Below are 13,352 nucleotides of genomic sequence, written 5' to 3'. Positions count from 1 at the left end.
GTCGTTCATCCTCCGATGGATGCCAGGTGCGGGGTGAGCCCGGTCTCGCCCTGGTGCAGGCCGTGGCCGGCAGCCTTGAGTCCAAGCTGGGTACTGATGCGAGCGACCAGCGCATCGAAATCGTCGTCGGACTGCAGCAGCGGGCGCAGCCCGATGCCGAAGTCGCCGAACAGGCACAGCCGCAGGTCCCCGCGTGCGGTCACCCGCAGGCGATTGCAGCCGGCGCAGAAGTCCTTCGAATACGGGGCGATGATGCCGATGCGGCCGCGGAAGCCAGGGTGCGAATATTCGCGCGCGGGACCCGCCTCCGGTGCGCGCTGCCGCAGGGTCCAGCCACCGTCCACCAACTGCTCTTCCAAGGCTTCGGCGCGCACATGGTGCCGTTCGAAGAACTCAAGGTTGTCGCCGGTGCGCATCAGCTCGATGAAGCGGATGGCGATGTCGCGCTCGCGCAGGTAGTCGAACCACGCCGGCAGCTCGTCGTCGTTGCGGCCGCGCAGCAGCACGGCGTTGAGCTTCACGGAATCGAAGCCCATGCCCAGCGCCATCTCCACGCCTTCGGTGACCTCGGCGAAGCGGTCGTGGCCGGTGATGGCATGGAAACGCACGGGATCCAGGGTATCGAGGCTGACATTGAGCGCGGTCAGCCCGGCCTCGCGCCAGGCCCCGATGTGGCGCGGCAGCAGCGTGCCGTTGGTAGTGATCGCAATGCGTCGCACGCCGGGCACCGCCGACACCGCGGCGATGATCGGCACCAGGTCCTTGCGCAGGCTGGGCTCGCCACCGGTCAGGCGGATCTTGCTCATGCCCAGGGCGGCGAAGCCGCGGACCAGGCGCCGGATCTCGTCGAGTTCGAGGAAGCGCGCGCGCCCCTCGGCAAGATAGCCGTCCGGCAGGCAGTAGCTGCAACGGTAGTTGCACGCCTCCGTCAGGGAGAGGCGCAGGTACGGGAACGACCGCCCGAAACGGTCGACCAGGGACGCCATGTTGTGCTCCATTCCGATACAGGGAGGCCGACCCGTTTCCGGTCCGACCCGGTGGCCCGAAAGCCACGGCCCGGTTGCCATATCACTAGGACACAGGCGACCGGGCTTGGAGGTTCACGGGGCGCCGGAGCCCCGCTTGCCGCCAGCATAGCGGCTCGATGGGCGTGACGTCGCCCACCCGTTCAGGTCGATCACGCGCTATGCGACACTGCGCGGATGATTCCCGTCCTCGTTTCGATCGCGCTTTACCTCGTCGCCAGCGGCCTGCTCGTGGCCGGGATCCGGCGTGGTGGCGGCGGTCGCGCCTGGCTTGCGGCCGCGACGGTCGCCATGCTGCTGCATGCCCTGGAGCACGCCCTCGCCTGGCGCGAACTGGGCGGCGCGGACATGCACTTCTACGCCGCGCTGTCCCTGGTCATCCTGGGCATGGCGGCCCTGACCACGATCGTCGGCGCGCGCGGACGAATGGCTTCGCTCGGCGTGCTGGTGTTCCCGCTCGCCGGATTGGCCCTGCTGGCCAACCACCTGCGCGGCCACCTCCCGCCCGAGCCGCTCGACTGGCGCCTGCAGCTGCACGCCTGGATGGCCCTGCTCGCCTACGCCACCCTCGCCGTGGCCGCCCTGCTGGCGGTGATGCTGTGGCTGCAGGAACGCGCCCTGAGCCGGCGCGAGATCCACGGCTGGCTGCGCGCGCTGCCGCCGCTGGTCGAGCTGGAAACGCTGCTGTTCCGCACCATCGCCACCGGCTTCGTGCTGCTCACCGCCACCCTGCTGACCGGCGCCCTGTTCGTCGAGGACCTGCTGGCCCAGCACCTGCTGCACAAGACCGTGCTCAGCGTGCTGTCGTGGCTGGTGTTCGGCGTGCTGCTCATCGGCCGCTGGGGCCGCGGCTGGCGCGGGCGCGCCGCCGTGCACTGGACGCTGGCGGCGATGGCGCTGCTGGTGCTCGCGTTCTTCGGCAGCAAGTTCGTGCTGGAGCTGTTGCTGCAGCGGGTCTGACCGCTCCAATCGTGGGAGCGGCTATAGCCGCGATCCGGCAACACCTCGCAATCGCGGCTGTAGCCGCTCCCACAGGGGCTGCGTACTAGCCCGCGGCTTCGATGGCGTCGGCCAGGCGCTCCACCGGGACCACTTCAAGCCCCTTGTAGGACCCGGACTTGGGCGCGTTCGCCTTGGGCACGATCGCCCGCCGGAAACCGTGGGTCGCGGCTTCCTTCAGCCGCTCCTCGCCGTTGGGCACCGGCCGGATCTCGCCCGACAGGCCGACCTCGCCGAAGGCCACCGTCTTCTCGGCCAGCGCCCGGTCCTGCAGCGACGACAGCACCGCCAGCAGCACCGGCAGGTCGGCAGCGGTTTCCTGCACGCGGATGCCGCCGACCACGTTCACGAACACGTCCTGGTCGCCCACCGCGATGCCACCATGGCGATGCAGCACCGCCAGCAGCATCGCCAGCCGGTTCTGTTCCATCCCCACCGCCACGCGGCGCGGGTTCGACAGCGGGGAGGAGTCCACCAGCGCCTGCACCTCGACCAGCAGCGGCCGCGTGCCCTCGCGGGTCACCATCACGCAGCTGCCAGGCTGGCGCGAACCGCCGGACAGGAAGATCGCCGAGGGATTGGGCACTTCCTTCAGGCCCTTGTCGCCCATCGCGAACACGCCGAGCTCGTTGACGGCGCCGAAGCGGTTCTTGAACGCGCGCAGCACGCGGAACCGGCTGCCGCTGTCCCCTTCGAAATACAGCACCGCGTCGACCATGTGCTCGAGCACGCGCGGACCTGCGATGCCGCCCTCCTTGGTGACATGTCCGACCAGGAACACCGCGGTGCCGGTTTCCTTGGCGTAGCGCACCAGCCGCGCGGCGGATTCACGCACCTGGCTGACCGAGCCCGGCGCCGCGGTCAGGGTTTCCGTCCACAGCGTCTGCACGGAGTCGGCCACGATCAGCTTGGGCCGGAGCTTGGCGGCATGGCCGAGGATGTTCTCGACGCCGGTTTCGGCCAGCGCGTTGAGTCCGTCCAGCGGAAGTCCCAGGCGGTTGCCGCGGCCGGCCACCTGCGCCAGCGATTCCTCGCCGGTCACGTACAGTCCCGGCAGGGTCGGCGCCATGCTGGCCATGGCCTGGAGCAACAGGGTGGACTTGCCGATGCCGGGGTCGCCACCCACCAGCACCACCGCGCCCTCGACCAGGCCGCCGCCGAGCACGCGGTCGAACTCGCCGATGCCGGTGGACACGCGCATGTCGTCGGCCTGGCGCACGTCCTTCAGCGGCGTGACCTTGGGTGCTCCGACCTTTCCGGCCCAGCCGCCGCGGCGCGCTGGCGAGGCCGCCTTCACGGAAGCGGCGGACTCGAGCACGATTTCCGACAGCGTGTCCCAGGCCCCGCACGCGCCGCACTGGCCCTGCCATTTGCCGGAGTCGGCCCCGCATTCAGTGCAGACGTAGGCGGTGCGTGCTTTGGCCATGAAAGAGTCCCGGAAGGAAGAAACTCAGGATACCGGCCGCCCGTCGCGCGGGGCGAGACCCGTCGGCGGCGCGCATGCACATGTCCGTTGCCGGCAGGGCTCTCCGTTTCACTGATCGGTGCCCTCGCCACCTTCGGCGGGGCACCGTCGCGAAGGAGCCGCCTTGATCCTCGACTACCTCGATCCATCGGCGCCCAACGACTACCAGTGCCATCTCTGCGTCATTGGTGCCGGGCCCGCGGGCATCGCGATCGCAAGCGCCTTCGCCAACAGCCGCTTCAGCGTGTGCGTGGTGGAAAGCGGTGGGCTGGAGAGCGAACGCGAGACCCAGGCACTCAACGACGGCGAATCCATCGGCCCGGTCGACATCGATCCCGGCCTGTGCCGCCTGCGCGCGCTGGGCGGCAGTTCCAGGCTGTGGGGCGGTGGCTGCGTGCCGCTGACACGCCTTGACCTGGAACCTCGCGACTGGGTGCCTGGAAGCGGCTGGCCGATCGACTTCGACGAGCTCGCGGCGTGGGGCGACCACGCCGGGAACGTGTTCGGGATCGACCCGCGGCACGAGGCCGGCGATGGCGGTTTCAGCAACGCGGATTTCGTCAAGTCGCTGTCCCTCCGGGAAGAGCACACGGTCCAGCGCGTCTGTTTCCTGAGCCCGGTGCTGTTCCAGTCGCGGTACCGGACGCTGCTCGAGGATGCCGCCAACATCACCCTGCTGTTCCACGCCAACCTCACGGAGCTGGTGGCGGCATCCGGCGCCGACCACGTGGAGGCCGCGGAGATCGGCAGCCTGGCCGGCCGCCGCGGAACGGTGCATGCGCGCCACTACGTGCTCGCCACGGGCGGCATCGAGAACGCGCGCCTGCTGCTGCAGTCCGACCGCGTCGAGCCGCAGGGCCTGGGCAATCGACACGACCAGGTCGGGCGCTACTTCATGGACCATCCGCGCTGCGTCGCGGGCCGGGTCGTGGACGGCGACTTCAATACGCTGCTGCGCCCGTACGACAGCGGCGACCAGCGCAGGAACCGCTCGCTGTACCGTGAGTTCGCACTGGCCGATGCCGCGCAGCGCAAGCTCGGCCTGCTCAATGCGCGCGCGCGGCCGGTCCCGGTCGCCGGCGCGACTCCATCCGGGCTGCAGGCGCTGCGCGACCTGCGCGACACCTTCCGTCCCGCCGCCACCGGTGACGACGACGGCGTCGAGGACAGGGTGGAGCGCGCCCTGGCCACTGGCCTGCCGAAAGTGTTCCATCCCACGCCCCAGGGGGGCGTACGCCGCGCCCGCCTCGCGCTGCGCGTGGGCATGAACGCCGGCCATGTCGCTGGTGCGGTCGTACGCAAGCTTCGCCACCGCCCGGTGGACACTTGCCGGCACCTGGACTTGATGGCCTTCTTCGAGCAGTCGCCCAATCCCGCCAGCAGGATCACCCTGTCCGACTCGGTCGATGCGATGGGCATGCGCAAGGTCCGCGTGGACTGGCGCTTCACCCAGCTCGACTACGCGTCCTACCGCGCTGCCGCGACCATCCTTGGCGACGAAGCGGCCCGCTGCTCCCGTGGCCGCTTCGAGCCCGAACCCTGGCTCGGCGACCCGGCGCTGCGCCCCGCGCTGATGGGCACCGCCCACCACATCGGCACCACGCGCATGTCCGCGCGCCCGGAGGATGGCGTGGTCGATCGCGACTGCAAGGTGCATGGGATCGACAACATGCACGTGGCGGGCAGTTCCGTGTTCCCCACCGGTGGCTGGGCCTTCCCCACCTTCACCATCGTCGCGCTGGCCCTGCGCCTCGCCGATCGCCTGCGCACGCAGCTCGAGATGGTGGGCATCTGATGTTTTGACCGCAGAGCGGGCACGGCCCTACAATGCGCGGCCATGCCGGAATAGCTCAGTTGGTAGAGCGGCGCATTCGTAATGCGTAGGTCGTAGGTTCGATTCCTATTTCCGGCACCAAGGTAATCCAGCCCCGGGAAGCCCAGCTTCCCGGGGCTTTTTCCGTCCTGGCCTCCGGTGTCCAGCGAACGCGCCTGCCCTTCAGCGCGGGGATCTCGCCCTTGCGGGCTTGTACTGGCGCCCCTCGCCGGCCGGCTGTCCATCGGGATCGACGTTCACGCACACCCGGCCGCCACAGATCACCGCATCCGACGCGTAGAACGCCTGGACGACGGGAACCGCCTGTTCGTAGCGCCTGAGCTCGGCTTCGATGCCGGCCAGCTCGCGCCGGTGGTAGCCCAGCACCGCCCAGGCGGTGACCAGCACCAACAACAAGGTGGCGGCCAAGGCGCCAAACCACAGCCAGATCATCTGGCCGGCTCCGCGCAGGCGCGCCGATGTCGCGGAGACGGCACCGTCGTACCCGGCCACGAGCGGGCCCAGCGCCCCCTTGGCCTCCTCCGTGATGCGGTTGCCCGCGCCGCCGACGAGACCCTCGATGTCGCTGCGGAAATCCCGCGCCTCCTGCTGCAGCGCCTGGATGTGCCGGTCCAGCGCGGCGCTCATCCGCGCCTCGCGCTGCGTCATCTCCGAGCGCAGCATGAGGATGGCCTTCACCGCCTCCTGCAGGTCCGCTTGCGTCATCGCCCCGCCCCCTTCGCCTCAGCGCGCCTGGGCAAGTGCCTGCTCCTGCTGCTCCGGCTCCGCGGCCCGCTGCGCAAGCCGGTCGCCCTCACGCGCCATCTCCTGCCCCTCCTCGGAACGGGCGAAGGTCATGGCGATCCGGTCGAGCAGGTCGCTATTCCCGTCCCTCAGCGCCGCGTTCAGCGTGTCCAGACCCGGAGGTCCGGGCGTGCCCGCCGCGTCAGCGCGCTCGGGGGCGTCCTGCACCGGGAAGCGCTCGAGATCGATGCTTCCGGCATTGAAGCGTGCCTCGGTGAACTCGCCGGCATGCTCCGGGTACTGCTGCTGCAGGTGCTCCAGCAGCACGGTACGCGCAGGCTCCAGCGATTCCGAGAGGGTCTTGACGGAACCATAGTCGGCCACGATCGCCGGATAGTCGCGATTGGCATGGGCAATGCGGTTGGACCGCGCCTCGTCGCCGTCAAGCGTGACCCCGAAGGCCGCTTCCACGCGCGTGATCTCCTCGCGGTTGGACTGGTACATGCGGTATACGTCGGCGGCTTCCTCGAGCCCGACGCTGTCGCGGTCATCGTAGAGGCCGAACACCTCCGACTCGGCGAAGCGGCGCTTGCGCAGGCCGCCCTCCATGTCCTCCCGGCTTCCCCAGCAGTTGTAGCGCATCTGGTACCAGGCTTCCGCTCGGTCGCCCTCGGCGATCGCATCGAGGACGGCATGGCCCTGCATGGCACCCACCCCTCGGTTGTAGGTCACCGAAACAAGCGCGATCCGCTCGTCCGACAGCGGCATGCCCGCCGCGATCGCATGGCCTTCGTACTCCTGGACCGAAGCCCGGAACAGGCTGTCGGCCTCGCCTTCGTCCAGCTCGCGAGTCAGGGTCAGGCCGATGCGCGTCTTCCCTGACAAGGTCGGCTCGGCGTCGACACGCCGGAGCGTGTCCCACTCAGCGTCGCTCAACTCGATGCCCGACCGCTCCCAGATCTCGACGTTGTTGTTCCGGTTGAGGGTGTATCCCCAGCCGATGGTGGCGCGGTTGTCCCCGACGTCCATCGCACGCTCGTGGAGGCCCTCGGTACCCACGATCACGGTGCGCAGCCGGGCGTCGTACTCGTCCTGGGTCAGCTCCCTGAAATCCATTCAGCCCCCCCGCGTCGCATCGGCCTGGCCGCCGCACCTGCGGGGCAGGTCCAAGCGCTCGGACTGGACCTTCGCCAGCGTGTCGTCGGTCGCAATGACCGCGGTATCGGTATCGCCCCGCCTGATGTTGTCCACTTCGCGCCAATGGAGCGCGCCGCCATGCAGTTCGGCGCGAACCAGGGCGATCATGCCGTTGCGTCCGCTCTCCACCGCCAGGACGGCGGTGTTGCCCACGACGGTGCCGACGATATCGCCTTCATCGACCTGTCTCTGGTTGACCAGCGCGCCACCGTAGTCACCGCAGAGCTTTTCGCCGTCCTGGACAAGGGTGACGTTGAAGCCGCCACAGTCCAGGTCCGGCTGCGACCGGTCGCACCACTCGACGGACCAGTTGCCGCCGAGATCCGCCGGGGCCGGTGTCGCCGCAAGGGTCGCCAAGGCCGTGGAGGCGTCGCGGGGTGTTTCGGTGTCCGCGGTCCGCTGCGCCGCGGACTGCGAACAGCCGCCCGCGATCAAGGCAAGCAGCAGCACGCCTGCCACGGGGATTCGTTTGGCCACTTCCATATGTCCTGCTCCTGTTTCGGGGTACGCCGCCGGGCCGACGCACCCGGCGTCCGAGGATAGGCCATCCCGGACCGCCCGCTTTGAGCACGGGATCAGGTTTTCAGCAGCCCGCAGCCCACGACCGGCCCGACGACGCGGATGGCTGGCGGCGGCCCCTACTCCACCAGCTGCAGCCGCAGCTCCTTGGGCAGCGCGAAGACCATGCTTTCCGGCTCGCCCGACAGCTCGCGCACGCCGTCGGCCCCGAGTTCGCGCAGGCGTGCCAGCACGCCCTCCACCAGCACGTCCGGGGCCGAAGCGCCCGCGGTCACGCCAACATGGCGTCGGCCCGCGACCCAGGCCGGATCGATCTCTTCGGCGCCGTCGATCAGGTAGGCTTCCACCCCCTCGCGTTCGGCAAGTTCGCGCAAACGGTTGGAGTTGGAACTGTTGGGCGATCCCACCACCAGCACCAGGTCGCACTCGGCGGCGAGTTCGCGCACCGCATCCTGGCGGTTCTGGGTGGCGTAGCAGATGTCGTCGTTCTTCGGCCCCTGGACCGCGGGGAACCGCTCGCGCAGCGCCTGGATCACGCCGCGGGTGTCATCGACGGACAGCGTGGTCTGGGTGGTGTAGGCGAAGTTGTCGGGCTGTCCGACCACGAGCGTCGCGACGTCCTCGACGTCTTCCACCAGGTAGATCGTGCCCCTGCCGCGCTCGCGGTTCCACTGCCCCATCGTGCCTTCGACCTCCGGATGCCCGGCGTGGCCGATCAGCACCACGTCACGGCCGGCGCGGCAATGGCGCGCGACCTCGAAGTGCACCTTGGTCACCAGCGGACAGGTCGCGTCGAAGACCTTCAGGCCGCGGCGGTCGGCTTCGCTGCGCACCGCCTGCGAGACGCCATGCGCGCTGAAGATCACCGTGTTGCCGTCAGGCACCTCGTCGAGTTCCTCGACGAAAATCGCGCCGCGCTGCTTGAGGTCGTCGACCACGTAGCGGTTGTGCACCACCTCGTGGCGGACGTAGATCGGCGCACCCAGGGTCTCGATGGCGCGCTTGACGATCTCGATCGCGCGGTCGACGCCGGCGCAGAAACCACGGGGATTGGCGAGGACGATATCCATGCCGGCCATTCTACCCCCGCCCGGGGGAACGGCAGCCGGACGGGCCTCGCTCGTGGGAGTGGCCATCCGCGCCAGCCGGCCCTGGCGTTGTGGGAGCGGCTATAGCCGCGATGGCTGTTGCCCGATCGCGGCTATAGCCGCTCCCACGGGGGAAGGCGCGGACAAGCCGGCTCCCGGGCCAGGGATCAGCCCTGCGGCTTCTTCGGCGCCAGGATGCCGAACAGGGCGATGCCGATCGCGCCGCCGACAATCGCGGCGTCGGCGATGTTGAACGCCGGCCAGTAGTGGTCGCGCCAGTGCCACTGGATGAAGTCGATCACGTGGCCGTGCAGCAGGCGGTCGATCACGTTGCCGATGGCGCCGCCGATCACCAGCGCGAAGGGCAGCGCGGTGCGCCAGTCGCTGCGCGGGGTGCGAGACAGCCAGGCCGCGAGCAGGCCGCTGATGCCGAAGGCCAGCGCGGTGAAGAACCACTTCTGCCAGCCGCCGGCGTCGGCCAGGAAGCTGAACGCAGCGCCGGTGTTGTAGGTGCGGTACCAGTTCCAGAAGCCCTCGATCACCGGGATCGCGGTGTATTCCGGAAGGCTGGTGAGCACCCATTGCTTGCTCAGCTGGTCGAGCACCAGCACCAGCAGCGACAGCAGCAGCCAGGACAAGGCGTTGGGGCTGGGCCTCAGAACCATTCGCGGTCCTCCCCGGGGCCATCGACGTTGGACACGCAGCGCGTGCACAGCCCCGGGTGCTCCGCCACCGCGCCGATGTCACCCCGGCGCTGCCAGCAGCGCACGCACTTGGGCTTGTCCGTGGCCGCGGCCGTGACCGTGATCGCCTCGGCGTCATCGTCGGCCACCAGTGCCACGTCGCCGCTGATGAAGAAGAAGCGCAGTTCATCGACCAGGCCCGACAACCAGTTCTGGTCGGCCACGCCGCAGGTGAGGGTGATCTCCGCATCCAGCGCAGCGCCGATCTCGCCGCTGGCGCGCATCGGCTCCAGCACCTTGGACACCTGCTCACGCAGGCGCAGCAGGTCGTCGAACTCGCGCGTCGACAAAGGTGCACCGTCGGCAAGCGGCGCCAGGCCCTCGTACCAGGTGGCGAACAGGACGTTGCCTTCGCGCTTGCCAGGCACGAATCCCCACATCTCGTCGGCCGTGAACGCCAGGATCGGCGCGATCCAGCGCACGAAGGCTTCGCTGATGCGGTACATGGCGCCCTGCGCGCTGCGGCGGCCGCGCGAGTCCTCGGGCATCGTGTACAGCCGGTCCTTGGTGACGTCGAGGTACAGCGAACCCAGGTCGACGCTGCAGAAATTCAGCAGCAGCTGCACGATCTCGGCGAAGTCGTAGCGCGCATAGGCAGCGACGATCTTCTCCTGGGTTTCCCAGGCGCGATGCACGATCCAGCGGTCGAGCGCGAGCATGTCGTCGAGCGCCGGCAGGTGCACGGCGGGATCGAAGCCGTGCAGGTTGCCGAGCAGGAAACGCGCGGTGTTGCGGATGCGGCGGTATGCGTCGGCGTTGCGTTTCAGGATCTCCTTCGACAGCGACATCTCGTTGCTGTAATCGGCCGAGGCGATCCACAGGCGCAGGATGTCGGCGCCGAGCGTCTTCATGATTTCCTGCGGCTCGATGCCGTTGCCCAGCGACTTCGACATCTTGCGGCCGTGCTCGTCCACGGTGAACCCGTGGGTCAGGCACTGCCGGTACGGCGCGGCCTTGTCGATCGCGATGCCGGTCAGCAGCGACGACTGGAACCAGCCGCGGTGCTGGTCGGAGCCTTCCAGGTACAGGTCGGCCGGCTTGCCGATGCCACGCGCGGCCAGCACGCATTCGTGGGTGACGCCGGAGTCGAACCAGACGTCGAGGATGTCGGTGACTTTCTCGTACTGCGACGCGTCATCACCCAAGAGCTCGGCGGCATCCAGCGCTTGCCAGGCGTCGATGCCGTCCTGTTCGACCCGGTCGGCCACGGCGCGCATCAGCTCGCTGGAGCGCGGGTGCGGCTCGCCGGTCTCGCGGTGGATGAACAGTGCGATCGGGACGCCCCAGGTGCGTTGGCGCGAGATCGTCCAGTCCGGGCGGCCCTCGACCATGCCGGCGATGCGCGCCTCGCCCCAGCCCGGGAACCACTCCACGCCCTCGATCGCGGCCAGCGCGTCGCGGCGCAGCCCGGCCTTGTCCATCGAGATGAACCACTGCGGCGTGGCGCGGAAGGCCACCGGCGTGCGGTGCCGCCAGCAGTGCGGATAGCTGTGTTCGAGCTTCGCCTGCGCCAGCAGCGCACCGCTGGCCTGCAGCACCTCGATGAGGGCGTCGTTGGCCTTCCAGATGTGCGTGCCGGCGAGTTCGACGCCATTGGCCGCCGGCGTGGACGGCAGGTAGACGCCGCGTCCGTCGACCGGGTTGAGCTGGCCGGCGGTGTAGCGGTCGTTGATGCCGTACTGCTGGGCGGCCGCGAAATCCTCCTGGCCGTGGCCGGGCGCGGTGTGCACGGCGCCGGTGCCGTCGTCATCGGTGACGTGGCCGCCCAGGATCAGCGGGATGTCGCGTTCGGCGTAGAAGGGATGCGCAAGCAGCATGTGCGCAAGCGCCGAGCCCTTGGCATGGCCGTGCACCACCACTGCTTCGACGCCGTAGCGCGCCAGCACCTTCTCTACCAGCGACGCGGCAAGCACCAGCCAGCGCGAGCGCCCGTCGTGTTCCGGGCCCTCGACCAGCGAATACTCGATGTCGGGGCCCAGCGATACCGCGAGCGACGCCGGCAAGGTCCAGGGCGTGGTGGTCCAGATCGGCACCGCGACCTCGACGCCCTCGGGCAGCACCGCGCCAAAGGCGCGCGCCAGCGCCGCCGGATCGCGCGCGGGATAGGCCACGTCCACCGCCGGCGACACCTTGTCCTGGTATTCGATCTCGGCCTCGGCCAGCGCCGAGCCGCAGTCGAAGCACCAGTACACCGGCTTCGCGCCGCGCACCAGGTGGCCGTTGTCGATCACCTTGGCCAGCGCGCGCATCTCGTCGGCCTCGAAGCGCGGGTCCAGCGAGAGATAGGGATCGTCCCAGTCGCCGAGCACGCCCAGGCGCTTGAAGTCCGCCTTCTGCAGCTCGACCTGCGCCAGCGCGTACTCGCGGCAGGCCTGGCGGAATGCCGCGGCGTCGAGCTTCACGCCGACCTTGCCGTGCTTCTTCTCGATCGCGATCTCGATCGGCAGGCCGTGGCAGTCCCAGCCCGGGATATAGGGCGCGTCGAAGCCGGCGACCGTCTTCGAGCGGACGATGATGTCCTTGAGGATCTTGTTGACCGCGTGGCCGAGGTGGATGGCGCCGTTGGCGTACGGCGGACCGTCGTGCAGCACGAAGCGCGGGCGCCCCGCGGCGTGCGTGCGCAGTTGCTGGTACAGGCCGCCGGCCTCCCAGCGCGCAAGCGTGTCCGGCTCCCGCTTCGGCAGGTCGCCGCGCATCGGGAACGCGGTTTCGGGCAAGAGGATCGTCGGCTTGTAACGCTGGCTGTCGTCGGTCACGCGGTCGCTCGCTGCGGGGTGTGCATCAGAATGTGGCGCGCCTGGGCGGCGTCGCGGTCCATCTGCGCGACCAGGGTCGGCAGGTCGGGGTACTTCTCTTCGTCGCGCAGGCGCGCGACGAACTCCACTTCGATGCGGCGACCGTACAGGTCGCCGGAGAAATCGAACAGGTGGGCTTCGAGCAGCGGCTCGACGCCGTCCACCGTCGGCCGGGTGCCGAAGCTCGACACCGAGGGCCATGGCGCGGCGCCCACGCCGTGCACGCGCGTGGCGTAGATACCGCGCAGCGCCGGCGTCTTGCCGCCGAAGCGCAGGTTCGCCGTGGGATAGCCGAGCGTGCGCCCGAGCTGGCGGCCGCGCACCACGCGCCCGCCGATCGCATAGGGACGCCCGAGCAGGCGCGCGGCGACGTCGAAATCCCCCGCCCCGAGGGCCGCGCGGATGCGGGTGCTGGACACGCGCTCACCGTCGAGCAGCACGGGCGCGATCTCGCCGGCCTGGAAGCCCATGGCCTCGCCGGATTCGCGAAGGGTGTCCAGGTCGCCCGCACGGCGATGGCCATACCGGAAGCCGGGGCCCACCCAGACCTCGCGCACCCGCAGGCGCGCGGACAGCACGCGCACCGCGAACGCTTCCGGCGCCATGGCCGTGAAGCCGGCATCGAAGCGCAGCAGGCCCACCACATCCGCGCCCAGCGCACACAGGCCTTCGGCGCGGGCACGCGGCAGCATCAGGCGCGGGGGCGGCGTGCCATGGGCGAAGAATTCTCGCGGCAGCGGCTCGAAGCTGAGCGCCGCCAGCGGCAGGCCGAGCAGGCGCGCGCGCTCCGCCGCGTGGCGCACAAGCGCGCGATGGCCCAGGTGCAGGCCATCGAAGGCGCCGATGCAGGCCACGCTGCCTTCGGGGCACAGGGGCCCGCCGTCGACATCGCGGAACAGCTGCTTCATGGGATCCAGTTGGTGTGGCGCCGCCGGCGGCAGCGCGCCCATACAGGGTACGGCCG

At 69.7% G+C, this 13,352-nt stretch carries 11 protein-coding genes, 1 tRNA gene and 1 riboswitch; of the genes, 3 read left to right on the top strand and 9 right to left on the bottom strand.

Going from position 1 to position 13,352, the window contains the following annotated elements:
* Positions 1-5: 5 nt before the first annotated feature.
* Positions 6-986, bottom strand: a complete 981-nt coding sequence (moaA, locus tag ACW5E8_RS03615) for a GTP 3',8-cyclase MoaA (protein WP_456964122.1) — start codon at positions 984-986, stop codon at positions 6-8.
* Positions 977-1,110, bottom strand: a riboswitch (molybdenum cofactor riboswitch). It overlaps the preceding gene by 10 nt.
* A 92-nt stretch (positions 1,111-1,202) precedes the next feature.
* Between moaA and ACW5E8_RS03610 the strand changes: the two genes are divergently transcribed.
* The gene (locus ACW5E8_RS03610) at positions 1,203-1,985 is read left to right on the top strand and encodes a cytochrome C assembly family protein (RefSeq protein WP_456964121.1); all 783 of its coding nucleotides are present in this window, start codon (positions 1,203-1,205) and stop codon (positions 1,983-1,985) included.
* An 85-nt stretch (positions 1,986-2,070) separates the two neighbouring features.
* Here ACW5E8_RS03610 and radA read toward each other — a convergent pair whose 3' ends face one another.
* The gene (radA, locus tag ACW5E8_RS03605; RefSeq protein WP_456964120.1) at positions 2,071-3,450 is read right to left on the bottom strand and encodes a DNA repair protein RadA; all 1,380 of its coding nucleotides are present in this window, start codon (positions 3,448-3,450) and stop codon (positions 2,071-2,073) included.
* Positions 3,451-3,613: 163 nt separating this feature from the next.
* On the opposite strand from radA, the gene ACW5E8_RS03600 reads away from it, so the two are divergent.
* Both ACW5E8_RS03600 and ACW5E8_RS03595 read left to right on the top strand, forming a co-directional pair.
* On the top strand, positions 3,614-5,284 hold the full coding sequence (locus ACW5E8_RS03600; protein WP_456964119.1) for a GMC oxidoreductase: 1,671 nt from the start codon (positions 3,614-3,616) through the stop codon (positions 5,282-5,284).
* 44 nt (positions 5,285-5,328) lie between these two features.
* A tRNA-Thr gene (locus tag ACW5E8_RS03595) sits at positions 5,329-5,404 on the top strand.
* 81 nt (positions 5,405-5,485) lie between these two features.
* Here the strand turns inward: ACW5E8_RS03595 and ACW5E8_RS03590 are convergent.
* The 7 genes from ACW5E8_RS03590 to ACW5E8_RS03560 form a co-directional block, all read right to left on the bottom strand.
* Positions 5,486-6,028 carry a hypothetical protein gene (locus ACW5E8_RS03590; RefSeq protein ID WP_456964118.1) on the bottom strand — a complete coding sequence of 181 codons (543 nt, stop codon included), beginning with the start codon at positions 6,026-6,028 and terminating at the stop codon, positions 5,486-5,488.
* A gap of 18 nt (positions 6,029-6,046) precedes the next feature.
* Complete coding sequence (locus tag ACW5E8_RS03585) at positions 6,047-7,162, bottom strand: glycoside hydrolase family protein (RefSeq protein WP_456964117.1); 1,116 nt, start codon at positions 7,160-7,162, stop codon at positions 6,047-6,049.
* Complete coding sequence (locus ACW5E8_RS03580) at positions 7,163-7,726, bottom strand: hypothetical protein (protein ID WP_456964116.1); 564 nt, start codon at positions 7,724-7,726, stop codon at positions 7,163-7,165.
* A 155-nt stretch (positions 7,727-7,881) separates the two neighbouring features.
* Positions 7,882-8,832 (bottom strand): 4-hydroxy-3-methylbut-2-enyl diphosphate reductase, encoded by a 951-nt coding sequence (ispH, locus tag ACW5E8_RS03575; RefSeq protein ID WP_456964115.1) that lies wholly within the window; start codon positions 8,830-8,832, stop codon positions 7,882-7,884.
* A 185-nt stretch (positions 8,833-9,017) separates the two neighbouring features.
* Positions 9,018-9,515: a signal peptidase II gene (lspA, locus tag ACW5E8_RS03570; protein ID WP_456964114.1), complete on the bottom strand. Its 498-nt coding sequence runs from the start codon at positions 9,513-9,515 to the stop codon at positions 9,018-9,020.
* Positions 9,506-12,289, bottom strand: a complete 2,784-nt coding sequence (gene ileS, locus ACW5E8_RS03565) for an isoleucine--tRNA ligase (protein WP_456965231.1) — start codon at positions 12,287-12,289, stop codon at positions 9,506-9,508. The genes lspA and ileS overlap by 10 nt, the downstream gene beginning before the upstream one ends.
* 56 nt (positions 12,290-12,345) lie before the next feature.
* Entirely contained in the window at positions 12,346-13,296 is a 951-nt protein-coding gene (locus ACW5E8_RS03560) for a bifunctional riboflavin kinase/FAD synthetase (protein ID WP_456964113.1), read from the bottom strand.
* Positions 13,297-13,352: the final 56 nt, after the last annotated feature.

This window comes from Luteimonas sp. A649 (assembly GCF_054072735.1).
Note: the sequence above shows the minus strand (reverse complement) of the source record. Positions and strands in the feature narration are given on the sequence as shown.